The 15,365-nt window shown below is 38.0% G+C and carries 14 protein-coding genes; 3 read left to right on the top strand and 11 right to left on the bottom strand.

Going from position 1 to position 15,365, the window contains the following annotated elements:
* Positions 1-251: 251 nt before the first annotated feature.
* From yddG to ACSZOX_RS04805, 5 genes are all read right to left on the bottom strand, one after another.
* Positions 252-1,154: an aromatic amino acid DMT transporter YddG gene (gene yddG, locus ACSZOX_RS04825; RefSeq protein ID WP_437918679.1), complete on the bottom strand. Its 903-nt coding sequence runs from the start codon at positions 1,152-1,154 to the stop codon at positions 252-254.
* 9 nt (positions 1,155-1,163) lie between these two features.
* On the bottom strand, positions 1,164-1,565 hold the full coding sequence (locus ACSZOX_RS04820; protein ID WP_437918678.1) for a type 1 glutamine amidotransferase domain-containing protein: 402 nt from the start codon (positions 1,563-1,565) through the stop codon (positions 1,164-1,166).
* A gap of 321 nt (positions 1,566-1,886) precedes the next feature.
* On the bottom strand, positions 1,887-2,813 hold the full coding sequence (locus ACSZOX_RS04815) for a hypothetical protein (RefSeq protein ID WP_437918677.1): 927 nt from the start codon (positions 2,811-2,813) through the stop codon (positions 1,887-1,889).
* Positions 2,814-3,006: 193 nt separating this feature from the next.
* Positions 3,007-3,549, bottom strand: a complete 543-nt coding sequence (locus tag ACSZOX_RS04810) for a hypothetical protein (RefSeq protein ID WP_437918676.1) — start codon at positions 3,547-3,549, stop codon at positions 3,007-3,009.
* A gap of 4 nt (positions 3,550-3,553) precedes the next feature.
* Positions 3,554-4,027 carry an RNA polymerase sigma factor gene (locus tag ACSZOX_RS04805; RefSeq protein WP_437918675.1) on the bottom strand — a complete coding sequence of 158 codons (474 nt, stop codon included), beginning with the start codon at positions 4,025-4,027 and terminating at the stop codon, positions 3,554-3,556.
* Positions 4,028-4,483: 456 nt separating this feature from the next.
* Here ACSZOX_RS04805 and ACSZOX_RS04800 point away from each other — a divergent pair, with 456 nt between their 5' ends.
* On the top strand, positions 4,484-4,669 hold the full coding sequence (locus tag ACSZOX_RS04800; protein ID WP_437918674.1) for a hypothetical protein: 186 nt from the start codon (positions 4,484-4,486) through the stop codon (positions 4,667-4,669).
* A 191-nt stretch (positions 4,670-4,860) separates the two neighbouring features.
* On the opposite strand, the gene ACSZOX_RS04795 is transcribed toward ACSZOX_RS04800, so the two are convergent.
* Together ACSZOX_RS04795 and ACSZOX_RS04790 are read right to left on the bottom strand one after the other, a co-directional pair.
* Entirely contained in the window at positions 4,861-6,138 is a 1,278-nt protein-coding gene (locus ACSZOX_RS04795; RefSeq protein WP_437918673.1) for a DUF4374 domain-containing protein, read from the bottom strand.
* Positions 6,139-6,151: 13 nt separating this feature from the next.
* Complete coding sequence (locus tag ACSZOX_RS04790) at positions 6,152-8,266, bottom strand: TonB-dependent receptor (protein WP_437918672.1); 2,115 nt, start codon at positions 8,264-8,266, stop codon at positions 6,152-6,154.
* Positions 8,267-8,466: 200 nt separating this feature from the next.
* Between ACSZOX_RS04790 and ACSZOX_RS04785 the strand changes: the two genes are divergently transcribed.
* Entirely contained in the window at positions 8,467-9,447 is a 981-nt protein-coding gene (locus ACSZOX_RS04785) for a helix-turn-helix domain-containing protein (protein ID WP_437918671.1), read from the top strand.
* Between the two features lie 10 nt (positions 9,448-9,457).
* On the opposite strand, the gene ACSZOX_RS04780 is transcribed toward ACSZOX_RS04785, so the two are convergent.
* On the bottom strand, positions 9,458-10,999 hold the full coding sequence (locus ACSZOX_RS04780) for a PepSY-associated TM helix domain-containing protein (protein WP_437918670.1): 1,542 nt from the start codon (positions 10,997-10,999) through the stop codon (positions 9,458-9,460).
* Complete coding sequence (locus tag ACSZOX_RS04775; protein ID WP_437918669.1) at positions 10,996-11,283, bottom strand: hypothetical protein; 288 nt, start codon at positions 11,281-11,283, stop codon at positions 10,996-10,998. Before ACSZOX_RS04775 ends, ACSZOX_RS04780 begins: the two co-directional genes overlap by 4 nt.
* Before the next feature lie 899 nt (positions 11,284-12,182).
* Between ACSZOX_RS04775 and ACSZOX_RS04770 the strand changes: the two genes are divergently transcribed.
* On the top strand, positions 12,183-13,976 hold the full coding sequence (locus ACSZOX_RS04770) for a chloride channel protein (RefSeq protein ID WP_437918668.1): 1,794 nt from the start codon (positions 12,183-12,185) through the stop codon (positions 13,974-13,976).
* Positions 13,977-14,223: 247 nt separating this feature from the next.
* Here ACSZOX_RS04770 and ACSZOX_RS04765 read toward each other — a convergent pair whose 3' ends face one another.
* Together ACSZOX_RS04765 and ACSZOX_RS04760 are read right to left on the bottom strand one after the other, a co-directional pair.
* Positions 14,224-14,439, bottom strand: coding sequence for a tetratricopeptide repeat protein (locus ACSZOX_RS04765; RefSeq protein WP_437918667.1), 216 nt, complete (start codon positions 14,437-14,439; stop codon positions 14,224-14,226).
* A gap of 21 nt (positions 14,440-14,460) precedes the next feature.
* A complete protein-coding gene (locus ACSZOX_RS04760) occupies positions 14,461-15,345 on the bottom strand; it encodes a tetratricopeptide repeat protein (RefSeq protein ID WP_437918666.1) in 885 nt (294 codons plus the stop codon).
* Positions 15,346-15,365: the final 20 nt, after the last annotated feature.

Below are 15,365 nucleotides of genomic sequence, written 5' to 3'. Positions count from 1 at the left end.
GCCGATGCCAAAGTTGCAACCTTAGTTTTAAATATATGTAAATTCGATATGAAGTTAACGTATACATTTAGTTAGAAAGATGTCAATTGTTAAACAAGAACGTCAAATAATTTCCAAGTTACTCCTTAGCTTTACACCTTGCATCCAAAAAAACAACTCAATTACCTAAGCCTCTATGCTTAAGTGTAAAAACAATCGTGCGCCGTTGCTGGAGCAACGGCGCACGATTGTTTTGGTATAAACACCCTATTTTATTCAGGTGTAGCTAGACGACTTCTCGTTGCAAGCCAACAGAGGATAGACCCCATACAAACCATCAAAGCCCCTTGCCAAAACGAAAGCCCTAACGGGATAGCTAACACAAAAGAGGAAAGTGCTGAAGACATTACTGGAATGAAATAAGACGCTCCAGCCAATATTGTTACATTACCTTGCAAGATACCGATATTCCATGCGGCATAACTAAGTCCCATTGCGCAGGCAGCCAATAGTAGAAACAACACGGATGACATATTAAATTGCATGTCGACAACATTCCCCAGCGCAAAATATTTAATCCATAACACCAAGGCAACCAACATAAAGAAAAAAGTCATTCCATTTACCCCTTTAGCAATACGTACAGTAACTACACAATATACAGCCCATAAAATAGCACCCAAAAATGCGAGCCCGTAACTCAAAGGGTTTGTCTGAATATTGCTAAGCATTTCGGAAATATTAAATCCTTCTTCACCTCCAAGTACCCATACTATGCCCAACATCGAAATCACAACTCCTGGAAAAATTAGCCAATTTGCCTTCTTCGCGGTAAAAATAACCGTAGCAATCATGGTGAATGTCGGCCAAAGGTAATTTACCATTCCAACTTCAACAGCCTGCCTCGCATTTGTAGAATACCCTATTGATAAGGCTAAACAAAGTTCATAAGAAACCATTAGCAAAGCACCTATAAATAGGTATTTTCTTGGGAATTTAGTTAAAGGTACCCATTTGATCGTCAATAACTGAACAGCAGAAGCCAGCGTATAAATCAACGCTGCACCTGCTGTTGCACCAAAAGAATAACTAACCTCCTTGATGAGTCCAACAATCGAACTCCATAATAAAATGGCGCAGAAGCCAATGGCGGTCGCTTTCGTTTCTTTGGTCATTTTTATTAATTATATATTTTGTAATTCATTTAAGATAGCCTCCCCTACACCTTTGGCCGAAAAAGGATTCTGACCTGTTATCAATCGCTGATCTACAGTTACATGGGATTGCCAGATCCCTGTCCCTTCCCATATCGCACCACGCTCAATCAGTTTAGATTCAATAAGAAAGGGCACAATATCTTCCAATTTCATATCGATCTCTTCCTCATTATTGAAGGAATTTACTTTCTTACCGTTCACAATATACTTACCATTACTTAGCTTTACATTTACCAAGCCAGATGGTCCATGACAAACAGCTCCCACAACAACACCATTTTCATAAATCGTAGTTATTATATCCTGAATCTGCTTATTATCGGGCAAATCCCAAACAGTTCCGTGTCCGCCCACATAATATATTGCCACAAAAGCGATAAGACAGCCTTCCGCTACCCAATATTCACTATTTATCAGATCCCTTACTGTACAAGCAGTTGATATTTCTTTGCATGCTTATTTCTTAAAAAATGAAAATAGATACTCAAACTCATCATCCGTACAAGAAACAATTTCATCAATATGTTGTCTGAATAAAGTGTTTATCATTCTTTTGCCTTTTGAAAATCAATAGTACGCAAAAATCTAATTATGCAAAGCATGTTTATTCATTTAATATATGCACATCAATCACCTGCAATTGTCACTCTAACGACTTACAGCAACTTTTTTATTACTAGAGCATCCCACTCAGGTTTTCAACCCACCTCCCAGAATACCATTTTCGATTAAGGTATTGTATTGCTCATTATCGTGCGTACAGAGGACTATTAAATCTTTATTCTCGTACATCAACCTATTTAGCCATTTATATTGTGCCAAAAGTTGAAACTCATTTTCGTTTACCCAAGAAGCGTTTTTCATTCGCTGTGATCTGATATTTTCCATAGACCAACCGCTATCCACCGAATGTATAAACTCACGGCCATCTTCTAGTTTGAAATACAAACTTTTAGAATCTACGGTATGCCCAGGTGTCTTCAAAATAACTACGCCGGGGGCAAGTGGATAACAAGTATCAAAATCTACTACGTTAAATCTACTCACATTCTCCTGCGAAATGGATACAGTAGGTTTATGTGGTTTATTGACCATAAGTTGAGCGGTATCTCTTGTTAGCCAAACTTTAGACGCGACATCTGCAAAATGAGATGTACGGACGATTCCTCCTACATGATCTGCATGGTAATGTGTTAACACAATCATATTTGCTGAAAGCATCGCTTTTTGAACCATCTCATAATTTTCCGGATAATACGGCTCTTCGGTTTTGCCAAATGTACGGTGCGTCTCTAAGTCCATCCCCGTATCCAACAATATAGATCCTTTACGAAATTCCAGTTGGTATACCGTACGAGCCAATGTCATATTTCTAAAAGGATCCTCTCCCTTCACAACAACACTAGCTGGTCTGATGGTATCTGCAACTTTGATGACATTAACCCTAATCGGCAGATCGCCCACAATGGCAGAAGATAAACGCCGTAAGTTTTCCAACTTAGGTAGCATAATATTTACGTAGCTGTCCGTATATTGTTTTGCCTCTGCAGATGAAATCCGAAAAGAAGCTGCTGCTCCTAAAATAGTTGACCATGTAATAAATTCTCTTCGTTTCATATGCTTTGTCTTTTAGTCTTACCTATCAAAGATCCTTTAAAATCACTTTTCCACTGTTGTAAAAAACATAAAAAGCATTGTAGAAAAACAACAAAATTCTTAATCTGCTTTTAAGATATTGATACATCTTCTATGCTTGGAATCTTTCTTTGATAGCTGCAAAGCTATTCTCTTGGCACACTTCATTTCGATATCAATAAAACGCTGTTATCGTCTTTTTCAAACTTTTCAGTCGTGTTTTCCATATCATCGACAAAACAGCAAACTGGATCAGAAAACAGGAGATAGCAATAATTAAAAAGAGTAATTTGTTAGCATTTAAGCTGATTCCGTAGGTTAAAAACAGTAGAAGTCCCACTAAATAAATCTGTCTTGAAACTATAGAGACTATAGCATAAACTTTAACCTTTGACAGAAAATTGCGTAACGATTTTTGAATATTATCCCCATATATAAGGTTCTTTGACAATCGGTAGCCCATCAAATTATGAACAAAAGGCAATAGAATTGAAAAAATAAGCGATAAGTTAATCCATAACGGCTTTACAGCGCCATCGAGCATAGAGTAATATACAGCTATAAAAATAAGCCATCCTGTTATTTCAATAGCGAGTTGTTTTCTCAAAGCTTTCAATACGGGGTGTTTATTCTCTGAGAGCATATTTCGAATTTCGATGGCCGAAATTGAGGGAGTTTTCACAGCATCCCAGGTTGATTTTAATTGATTAAATTCCATGTTATTAAAATATTATTTTTTGGATTTTTGTCTTTATCCTATTTAATTTAACACCTACATAATTTTCACTAATTCCTATGATATCAGCTATTTGTTTATAGCTTAAATCTTCAAGATAAAGCGTTATTATAGCTTTATCGCCATCACTAAGTTGCTTTAATGCTACAAACAAGCGCTCTTGCCGTAAAACCAGATCTTCATTAGGCGTTTCGTCCGGAAAGTCTGGCAACAGAGGAAGATATTCTACTCCATGTCTTTTTTTTCGAAAAGCAGCTATAGCTGTATTTAATGCTATGCGATAAACCCATGTACTTATTTTTGACTCGTTCTTAAACGTGTAGCGTGATTTCCAAAGTTGAAAGGTAATCTCCTGGAAAAGATCTTCCCGATCCTCTTTTATATCACGATACAGCTGACATATTTTGTAAATTATTCCCTGATGCTCTTTAATAAGTTGTAAAAATTGTGATTCATCCATATTTATTCTTTATTAGAGCGAAGTATTTATCTTCCTACCGCTACGAGAAAGGTTATTGAACCTTAGATGTTTTGTTGAAAAGTAAATTTACATTCACTTTTTCACCGTGAAATTCGAAATTGAATCGCTAAATACGCATTTAGCAATTTGATACGTCTATCATCAAAGGTTGCTCAAACCTTTGATGATAGACGCTTAACAATACCTGGGAAAGAAATTTGATATATAGGTTCATATTTTATTTTTTCATATAGGTAGTACAACTTGAAAAAAACTTACAGATAAGGCCTATTATTTTACACTATATTATTTTACATTAATTCAATAATATAAATAAAAAATATCAAAAAAACATATAACAGCTGATTAACAAGCATTTATTAAATAAAAATTATAACTATTTAACGTAATGTAAGTTTTCATTTAATCATACAACTAATGATATAAACTAAAAAAATGAAACAACTATTATTCATGATTTCTCTTTCACTAATTGCCTGCAATCATCCATCATCTCCAGAAGGAAGATCGAAATTGCGAGATAAGAAAATGCAAGAAGAAATCGATCACTTAAAAGATCAAAACCGAGCCATGCTTGACAGCATTTCATTGATTAACAAAAAAATAAAACAACTAAAATAACGGAAAATCGTACCAATATAGAATTGATTATAGCACCAAAGAAAAGCTGCTTGTGGAGAAATAAAAAGTGGAAGATATCGGCTAGCGATTCTCCCACTTTTAAGCATTTTCGCCAATGAACTAAAGGCAAATTGATTGTGACGATAAACGTTATTTAGGTATTTTTCTTTGCCTAAGATTTAAAACCAAGGCTATTCCGAAACAGGAACCCAATTTATCGAGCGGATGATATTTTGACCTTCTACGGTCAATCCTACTTTAGCAGTTGCTGTTTCGGCATCGAACTTAAACACCTGAGAAACAAAACCTTCATCCGTATAGGTGATAATACCTACATAACCTGTTTTGCCATCCTTCGGCGAATAATTACCACTATATTCGGTGATTCCCAATATAGTCGCAGGATCAGGTGTTCCGGTTACCCATTTGAAGGATTGTGTGTATACGTTGGCAATGGCAAATTTCTTAGCATTGTTAGCGTAGGTATTGTGCGTATCCGACATCATCAGCAAAAAGTTACCTTTACCCAAATAAAGCTTTCTAAACACATAATTGTTGTCCGAGATGTTGGAAATATTAAAGAAGTAACTATTATCATAGTCCGTTGTTCCTTTAGCAATTTTCATGATCCCGACTGGCTTAGTCGACTTCTGCCCGTTACTAGACCCATTGTCAGTTCCCAAGGACATACCTATAGCATACACATCTCCCTGCTCGTCCACTTCGATTGCATCCGTAAAATACGCTCCGACTGCACCTGTGCGATTGTCTCGGATTACCTTTTCAAAAGTCATATCTGGATAAGAATAAACCGCAATCCAAGAGCTATCACGGTAGCTCGTCGCAAAGGATCTTGCTGTCTTAATGGATACAAAAGGAAGGAAAACCTTATCGCCAACCTGCTTCACACTTGTAAAAAGTGCCATTTCACCATTTCCAGATAAAGTGTTTGTATTAATCTGACCTTGGCTTACGATCTCTAAGGAGTTCGTATTTACACGATACCAATTGGAGATACTTTGCGTAGGCTCCCAGGCATTCTTAATCATGAGTATATCTTCACCCACTGCGCCAAATGCTGTCATGGTTTCAGTCTGGAAGTTAGATATCTTTTTCAGCTGTGCATTGGTATCCATCGTATATGCAGTCACCGACCCCGGATTTCCCTGTCCGAACAAAAGGCTGAAAAATTTGTTGTTGGCAATTACGTAATTTCTGTTTACTCCATCCTGCTCCAATCCTGTTCCTGTTGTCACCAACGTACCAGAATCGAGTGTATTCGTTGTATAGAGCAAGTCGGCTCCATTGCCAAAAATGTAAGACATATATGGCAATGCAGTCACCACAAAACGTCCGTCTTGCACGGTTTCTTCTACTGGAGGTTCTATTTGCTGATCATCCTTCTTACTACAGGCTGTAAAAATCAATGCTGCCAAGAACAAGCTGCCAATTAAATTATTCGTTTTCATATCTATGTTTTATTTAAATTTTATTGTAGTCAATGAAATAGCGTAATTTGAGGTAGACCCCACGACCGGGCTTCTGCAAACTAAAATTATCATACAAGCGTCTATTGGTTAAATTTTTACACTCTAATGCTATATTATATTTGCCATCAGCAAGCGTATAGGCTATGTGTGCATCCTGTGCTAACTGCATTGGTGTACTGCGCATAGTGGCAGGGTTTGCACTCCCTTCAGGATACAGGAAAAATTGATGAACGTAAAGCAAGTTATAAGTCAATACCAACCTATTCCCCGCACCAGCGACATTGTTAAAGAAAACCGATGCATCTGCATTCCCAAATAGATAAGGTATATTTGGAATGCGATTGTTGTACGACTCGCTTTCCAGCAAAATACCACCCGGTAAATCTGGGAGATAACGTTGCCTGTCCCTAATATTTTGATATGTCAAGTTTGCGCCAAGTGTAAAACGGTTGGCATATCCATAACGTACCTCCGACTCTAATCCTAAGTTAGAAACTGCAGACAGATTCTTTGCGACTAACCTGTTATTTTGATTTACGGTATAAAAAATATAATCTTGGGCATGAAAATATACCCCATTAAGGTTTATGTAAACATGGTGCAGATTTGCAAAATGTCTATTTAATGCAATACCGAGATTTATATTATCGCTCTTTTCGGGCCGTACATTCCAATTTGGCTCTCCATTGATCAGATCACCAAAAAAATCGTCATATTCAGGCATTCGGTTTGTTTTCTCATAAGAAAACTTAAGCTGCATATCAGGGGATACGAAAAATGTCGTTGCAAGCCCATAACCAAATCGATGCCTATCTACTCTGGCATCTCGATAAGTCGTGTCTGTGGGATTTGCGATATCCGTTTCGATCAAAGTTGTAAAAGCTCGTTGATAGAGATACTTTGCAAACACAGAACTGTGCCATCGCTCATTTGGTGTATATTGATAGCTTACACCCAAGATATTTTTATGCGTTTGCTGTGGCAATTTATAGCGACGTTCTTCAGGAAAAAGCATATTGCCCCCCTTACGGTTGAAGCTATTCCAAACATTATTGATTGCAAAAGCATGCTGTAGGTTAACTGCATAACTGGCACTAGCAGCTACATTAGCGAGGTTGTTTCTATATTTCAACAGTTGATGAGCGCGCTCGCCCCCCGCCCCTGCATACTTTATGAAATCGCCTAGCCAACCGTAACGCGCAAATACGGTATCGATATTTTGTTCCTGCCCCAAGTTATAGTTCGCATGAAGCAATACATCTAGGCCCTGTAGTCCTAGGTCTTTTTTACGGTAGCGTAGCGTCGGCATTACAATATTACCTCGCGTATGCCAAGCACCAAATACAGCATCCATTCGGGCACCGGTCTGAATCTCTTTGTAGTTCTTACCTAAAGTCATTCCCACTAACAATTCGTCAGCCCAATGCTTGTCTAAAAAACCAACCTGTGCAATCAATGTTTCATTGTGAAAAGTATCATGAAAACGTCTAACCGTGGTATCCGGATAATATTTCCCTGTTCGGATGTCCGCAGCGTCGAGGGTTACCTTATAGTCATTATCTGAATAATTCTGGAAGGCATTTAGCTGCAGGGTCAATCCTTTTTTGGATGTTATCGCCGCATTGACATTTGTTCGGTGTGTATTAAAGGATCCATAAGAATACCCCACATCGATAAAATTTCGTCTCTTATTTCCCGTTATAATGTTCACGGCACCACCTAAAGCGTCACTTCCCAACCATATGGGCACGACGCCTTTATATACTTCTACGCGTTCAGCAATATTTATGGGAATATTGTTGATCTGAAAAGATGTTCCAAAATTATCAATCGGCACGCCATCTAGAAAGAATTTCACCCGTTTGCCCGAAAACCCGTTTATCGAAAAGTCAAAGTCTGAACCTACTCCACCGGTTTCGCGCAAGCGAGCTCCCGGTATCCTATCTAACACATGGGCAATATCCAAAGTTGTATTGTGTAGTTTTTTTGCCTCTATTGCTGTAACGTTGTATGGTAGTCTGTTAGCCAGTTGCGTTGTGGAGAATCCCAACACGCTTACCGTTTCGATACCAGTTGTATCTTTTTTCTGTGCGATAGTATCGGACACTACAGTTTGTGCTAATATTGCAGACCAAAATATGGAAAGGGCCAACACAGCACATATTTTTCGGAAGATTAGGTAAGTAATCAAGTAAAATTTTTATTTATATTAATTATAAACTATTTTTGAATGGCCAAACATAGCCGTTTTATCGGCCGAAATTTTATGGAATTGGAAGTATTATTTATGCAAAAAGAAGTATCGCTATGATCCAGACCATTCGAAATACAGACTTTGAATATTTTAGTGCTTCAAAAAAAGAGCATGCGATAGAGGTAAAGGATAAAAATTGGATTGACAGCTTATTTGCGATACCTACTGGCAAAATATATTTTGCCGAGCAGCGACTAAACAACGATTTGTCCATCGTACAGGGAAGCTACAATTTGGACGAACATACCAGCATAGACGGAGTGGGTGAAGGGGCATTACTGGAAATCCAGTTCAACCTCTCTCAACACGATATACATTACAACAATTACCTCGGAAACGATCAGATATCACCAGCCCAGTCCGGAAACATAGTATACTTATCTGGTACAGATAATGCTGCGAAGATTCACTTTGAGAAAAAAATCAGTTACAATACCTTCGATATTCATCTTCCGATTCACCTGCTAGATGCATATGCGGGTGAGTCCAAGTTAATGGATACTTTTATTGAAAGCATACAAGGCGATTACAGCTCAATGTTGACCCCACGACGTATGCCGATCGATCCTAAGATCGTCAACACCATTGCTGATATAAAGGCCTGTCCTTATGAGGGGCTCTCTCGCAAAATCTATCTTGAATCAAAGGTCTACGAAATCATCGCCTATCTCATGCATAACGGTGAGAAGAAAGCATCTACAGTAAAACTAGGCAAAGATGATCGAGACCGTATTCACTATGCTGCACATTTACTCCGCGAACAGTTAGATTTGCCCATGACGATAATAGAACTGTCTCGTCATGTAGGTGTAAACCAAACCAAGTTGAAAAGCGGATTCCGGGAAATGTTTGGCACAAGCGTTTTTGGATATCTGCAGGAAATCAAGATGCATCATGCAAAACAAGCACTTCTAGACACAGATATTTCTATTCAAGAAATCGGCTATAAACTCGGTTATCAAAACACTTCTAACTTCAGTATTGCATTCAAGAAATTTCACGGTTGCTCTCCTATCAAAATGCGTGGTCGATAAACTACTCTGTCTAAACATCTTTTCGGCGTAAAGTGTAGAAGACTGAAAAAAGACTGAAGATCCCGGTTAGTAACCAGCTGCTGTCCACCATCGAGACATAAGGATGCTCTAGTGCGGATAGCCACAACCAATCGCCTGTATTCCAACCATTAGAAAGCGGTACCAAGAGCGCAGAGAAACCACCTAATAATAAACAAGTAATAAATATTTGCCGTTCATTTCGCAAAAAATAACAAAAGACGGCTATGAATAACCAACTTAGAAAGAAAATACTATTCACCTTATGTACATGCATGGTCCCTCGGGGTATCCATTGTTCTGCACTGAATAACAATGCTGTTGCAGGATACAGTGCTAAACAAACCGCCAGGTAAACCATAGTCACTCGATGATGAAAACGCCTCTGCCTATCGGTATAACTAGGTTTATTACGAGCTTCCTTCCACATCATCACACCGCTGATAATCACGAAACATGTAAACATAGCTAAAAGGAAGTAAATCATTTTAAGCATCCATCCACCAAACGAAGCGAAGTGTATCTTACTAATCCCCTGCAATAAGGATTGTTGGTAATTCTTTTCTCCTGGAGGCAGATGTAACTTATAGGCTCCTGTAGACAAATCCGCAACAATCAAACCGTCAGCGTTGAAAGATGTTCGATTCACTAAATCTATTGTCAGCACAGCGTTATCATGTCCAGGATTAATTATTTCTAAGTAGGAAACATCACATTGTGGATATTCCATGTGTACATTATCCAAGATTTTTTGAATAGGTATGTTCTTAGCTTGAATGGCTTCATCTTCATGGGCATGAAAGGCTTCTGGCGGGTAGATCATCGTCACTAGTTTATCTTGATCGCCACCGAATAGTACGAACACAGCTGGAGCAAGGATAAAAACACTCAAAAGATAAAAAGCACCCGTAATAGCATACATCAGTTGAAATGGCAATCCTATTACGCCAAAGACAGTATGAGCATTGGTCCAAAATTGTTTCCGAAGATCTTTGAAAGAGAATGCAAAAAACTTTGTTCGTATATTGCGCCAATGTATCAGAAGTCCGGTTATTACCGCGAAGGCAAAAAAAAGTGAAACAAAACCTGCAATGTATCGTCCAATGTACCAAGGTATCTGATCTAGAAAATGTAATCTGTATAACGTCTCGCCAGTTGTAGATATTTCGCCAGCATCCATGTCCCACAATTTATCCGTTTTGGCATTATAGCCGTAGGTCTTATAACCACCAACTTCATCGGACAGATAAAACGTATAGATCGGTTTCTCTAGTGTAGGCAGAACCACGCGTAATTCATGAATCTCCGTTTCTGGAGAAGTTGTTGCAACAAGTCGTAACATCAATTCCTCATAATCTATTTCTTCGGCATTCTCAATACGCGCATCGGGATCTTCCCACTGATACAATTCTTGTTTATACAATGCTATAGCTCCCGCAAAGAAGATGATATAAAGCACCGCGCTTATCACTATTCCACTAACCGTATGCGTGTGGAAAAGAATATTAAAGTGACGTGCAGACAAGCGTTTCATAATGTACCTCCTTGATAGGCAATAAGCAACATAATCAAAGTTAACAAAATGTAATACCCCCATACCCGCCAGCCATTTGTAGCCAAGAACGCCACGACCATAAAGATCGTCCATAATAAGAAGCCAAAAAAAGCACCCGACACAAGCAGATTCAAACCTAAATCGGGAATTCGAGCCATTGCGAGATGAATAGCAGTAGATAACATGTATCCACCAAAAAGTCCTGCTGTAATTTTCAGCGTGCGTTGTCCTGTACTACTGAGATATTTATCTTTTGCCGGCATATTAAAGAGATAAAAATAGACTGAGGATACAGAATACATGAAAAAAAACAAAAACCGTCAAACGTAGTGCCGTTGGGGAATTAACAATTATGATGAGCAAAGAAAACACGAGCATTAAAATTCCCAGGAAAAATAAAAGACCTGTGGTAATGCCATTTACAAAACAAAGAAGTACTACGGATATTAACCATACTGCCCAACTCCAATAATTGACATATCGAAGCTGAATCAGAGACCTTTTAGCGAGTGGCCAGTAACGAGATTTTCTGTACTGTACCCATGCTCCTAAGAATGATAAATAAATAGCGATGCTCGTCATACTCCAATAAAATTCGTGCTAAAAATATCCATTATTACGATGCTGTATTTATGCGTGCCGACGTATTACTTATGAATATGGAATTATCAACACTCATGCCATATGGCAAAGATTACAGGATAGTGTCTCGAAACATGCTGTCACAATTTCTTATGATCACAATGGTATCCTGTTTAGTCCATCAAACGATCGTCCAATCAATAACGTAGCTATTTCGGAAGAATTAGAAGAAATGCTTGAACTTCTTCCTCGATATTTTAAATTTCCATGGTGATCATTTAAAAAATCTATTTGAGAATCGAAAAAAAGCCTACCTGAAGTCTCAACCTCATTAGCATATCTAGTGATCTCAAAGAGTTTCTATTGGTCCTGCCCCTCCATCTCTTGAAAAAATTATCGAGAAATTGAACATATGTACCTATATCATGATTACGTCATTTTAAAACACGAAAAAAGGATAGTCTTCAAAAACAAACAAATGTAACAACAATGTTATTTCATATTTTAAGACTCGGCATTCATTAAGGAAACCATACATTTGCCAAAAATTAAGTTTTTCAAATCTTCAAAAAAAAATGCCATGTTTAGAAGATTATATCAGCAGATAGATCGATTAAATAAATGGAGAATAAAAAAAATCTCAAATAGAAATTTTTTAATTGTCGTTGCATTAATTGTCGGTCTAATCGGTGGTTTAGCTGCTGCACTTTTGAAAGGTCTTACTCACTCGATAGCGGCCTTTCTACAAAACGATGTGCAATCGCAGTATAAGGTGTATTTTTATTTACTTTTCCCTCTATTTGGTATCTTACTAAGTGTGATCTATGTACGTCGCGTTATCGGAAAAGGTAAATTTGAACATGGAATTACTCCAATAATTTATGCTATTTCGCGCCAATCAAGTAAGATTGAATCACATAACATTTATTCACAGATAATTACAAGTGCAATTACAGTAGGCTTTGGAGGATCCGCAGGGTTAGAAGCTCCCATTGCTTATAGTGGCTCTGCGATTGGATCAAATATCGGCCGTTTTTTCGGGCTCAATTATCGTGAAGTAACCTTATTGTTGGCTTGCGGTGCTGCGGCTGGGATCTCAGGAGCTTTTAATAGTCCCGTTGCAGGCATGATATTCGCAATTGAGATCTTATTACCCGAGTTTTCCATCCCTGCATTTATTCCCCTTCTTATATCTGCTGCCACCGCATCCGTAATTTCCAGATTGATCTATAGCGAACAACTGTTTCATTTGGTTACCGATAGTTGGGAGTTTGAAGCCCTATTTTTCTATTTATTACTAGCTATCGTTATAGGCGGATTTTCTATTTATTTTGCAAGACTTTCCACTTGGTTCAAGCGCATATATTCGGGCATATCAAATCCTTATCGAAAGGTATGGTTCAGCGGGATTAGCTTAGGTATCCTCATCTTTGTCTTTCCTGCTCTATATGGGGAAGGATATATGACGATACAGCAAATTCTTAATGGACGATATCCAGAGATACTTACTAATAGTATTTTTGCGTCTTATAATCACGTGGGTTGGTTTGTTGTGATATTTACAATAGTAACGGTCTTCGCGAAGTCCTTTGCTTCATTGATTACCTTAAACAGTGGTGGAAATGGCGGTGTATTTGGTCCAAGTTTAGTCATGGGAGGCTTGATTGGATTCGCCTTTTCTTATGGGCTCAATCTTACAGGACTAGTGGAGTTAAATGTGGCTAATTTTACCGTAGCAGGTATGGCCGCCGCATTAAGTGGGATTATGCATGCTCCTTTAACAGGGATTTTTTTGATTGCCGAAATAACTGGCGGCTACGCTTTAATGGTGCCATTAATGATCGTTACGGCGATAGCCTATTTTATTAATAGAGCGGTACAAAAACATTCAATCTACACAAAAGTGCTTGCAGAAAGCGGTGATTTACTTTCCCTTGAGGACAAAGACAGAACGGTACTCAGTATGATGAAACTTCGACATTTATTGGAAAACAATTTCACGATACTAAGACCTGAAGAAGTGCCTAAAGATCGAAGTCATGAGATTATTCACTCTAAACGTAATATTTTCCCCGTTGTTGAAGAAAATGGAATTTTACTAGGTATAATTTACAGCGAGCAGCTCCTCGAAATCCTACTTGGCGAAAATGAAGAAAGTAAAGATAGAACTATGCGCGAATTGGTGCAAAAGCCAGTTGACACTATTCTCATGGAAACCAATATGGAAATCGTAATGCAAAAGATGAATAGAGAAGATGTCTGGATTTTGCCTGTATTGGATGAAAAAGGAAATTATATGGGGTTCATTTCCAAATCAGCTGTCTTTAACAAATATCGAGCGTTGTTAATGCGACAAGCATCATACCTGAATTAATATGATGTTTCGGTTAAAGAAGAAATAAGCAGCAAGATTTCTTCCCAACTTTAAGAAATCTTGCTTTTGTTACGATAAGTATCATAAAATATTAATCAGTACTGTAATACATTAAAGGGATAATCGCCGTAAAGATATTAGACAACTTCTTTTCAACTTTGATAACTTTTTATTACAAACAGAAAATGTTTTTGTAGATATACAAAAAACTACTGAAACAAAACGATAAACCAATCTTACGAAGCTCTTAATCGCTGATCTGCTTCGCTCTTGTTCGATCGGCCTCAGCAAGAGCTCTATTGCCATTTTTTTCATAGGCTGTACTTCGGTATTCCAAAGCAACGCTATCGTTCGGATTCAGTTCAATAGCTTTTGTATACTCTTTAATAGCACTATCATACTTTTCCATATAAAACCAGACTCTACCACGATTACGATAGTTCTCTGCATTTGACGGCTCCAATACGACGGTCTTATCGAAATCCTACATGGCCTTTTCATAGTCTCCGTTCAATGCATAGGCCTTTCCGCGCTCAGCGTAATTAGTCGACTCGTTCTCAGGGCTTAAATAAATTGCTTTGGAATAGTCAGCAATCGCAGATTGGAAATCACTTTTTAAAACATAAATGGCACCGCGATTAGCATAATGTTCAACTTGGGTACTATCTAACGTAATGATGGTATTAAAATCTGCAAGTGCCATGTCATAATAACTTTCCAACATCATGTATGCCCCCGCTCTAATCTTATAAGCTTGTAAATCTTCTCTATCCAATTCAATAGCTTTGGTAGCATCTATTATGCAATTTTCAGGGTTTTTCATGAAAAAGTATGCTGTAGCACGATTCCGATACGCACGCTGATTTCTAGGATCAAGGGCGATTATTTTATTACAATCGTCAACTACCAACTGAAATTTTCCTTTATTCATATAAGCTTCCTGCCGGTTGGTATAAGAATTTATCGCGTCTGGAGCTAACGCTATCGCCTTAGTAAAATCAGCTATTGCTCGATCGAATTCCTCTTGCTTACGATATACCATCCCCCTAATATTGTAGGTTTCTGGGATTTTAGCATTGAACTGAAGAGATTTATTTACGGCTTCCAAAGCATGGTTATAGTCCCCGGTTAACAGGTATGCATAGCCCAAAGCATTGTATGCCGAATCGGAGGGATATTTATTAGCTATTTTCTCAAAGTTGCTAATTGCCGCATCATAATCACCATTATTGAATAGATCCCTGCCTATTTCAAGATTGGTTCCTGTTTGTTTAGTTTCCACAGTGCTACCATCCTGAGCCTGCGTAGAAAATGTTATCAAAAATAAGCAAATGAATAGCAATACATGTTTTTTTATTATCGGTTGCATAGGCGACATCTTTTATTTCT

It is taken from the genome of Sphingobacterium sp. LRF_L2, from assembly GCF_965644235.1.
Taxonomy (GTDB): domain Bacteria; phylum Bacteroidota; class Bacteroidia; order Sphingobacteriales; family Sphingobacteriaceae; genus Sphingobacterium.
The sequence above is the reverse complement of the archived record's forward strand: the minus strand, read 5'-3'. Positions and strand labels throughout refer to the sequence as shown.

Excerpts from the sequence above, each read along its gene's own strand:
- yddG (WP_437918679.1), bottom strand. The coding sequence starts at position 1,154 with ATGACCAAAGAAACGAAAGCGACCGCCATTGGCTTCTGCGCCATTTTA.
- ACSZOX_RS04815 (WP_437918677.1), bottom strand. The coding sequence starts at position 2,813 with ATGAAACGAAGAGAATTTATTACATGGTCAACTATTTTAGGAGCAGCA.
- ACSZOX_RS04810 (WP_437918676.1), bottom strand. The coding sequence starts at position 3,549 with ATGGAATTTAATCAATTAAAATCAACCTGGGATGCTGTGAAAACTCCC.
- ACSZOX_RS04805 (WP_437918675.1), bottom strand. The coding sequence starts at position 4,027 with ATGGATGAATCACAATTTTTACAACTTATTAAAGAGCATCAGGGAATA.
- ACSZOX_RS04800 (WP_437918674.1), top strand. The coding sequence starts at position 4,484 with ATGAAACAACTATTATTCATGATTTCTCTTTCACTAATTGCCTGCAAT.
- ACSZOX_RS04795 (WP_437918673.1), bottom strand. The coding sequence starts at position 6,138 with ATGAAAACGAATAATTTAATTGGCAGCTTGTTCTTGGCAGCATTGATT.
- ACSZOX_RS04785 (WP_437918671.1), top strand. The coding sequence starts at position 8,467 with ATGATCCAGACCATTCGAAATACAGACTTTGAATATTTTAGTGCTTCA.
- ACSZOX_RS04780 (WP_437918670.1), bottom strand. The coding sequence starts at position 10,999 with ATGAAACGCTTGTCTGCACGTCACTTTAATATTCTTTTCCACACGCAT.
- ACSZOX_RS04775 (WP_437918669.1), bottom strand. The coding sequence starts at position 11,283 with ATGCCGGCAAAAGATAAATATCTCAGTAGTACAGGACAACGCACGCTG.
- ACSZOX_RS04770 (WP_437918668.1), top strand. The coding sequence starts at position 12,183 with ATGTTTAGAAGATTATATCAGCAGATAGATCGATTAAATAAATGGAGA.
- ACSZOX_RS04760 (WP_437918666.1), bottom strand. The coding sequence starts at position 15,345 with ATGCAACCGATAATAAAAAAACATGTATTGCTATTCATTTGCTTATTT.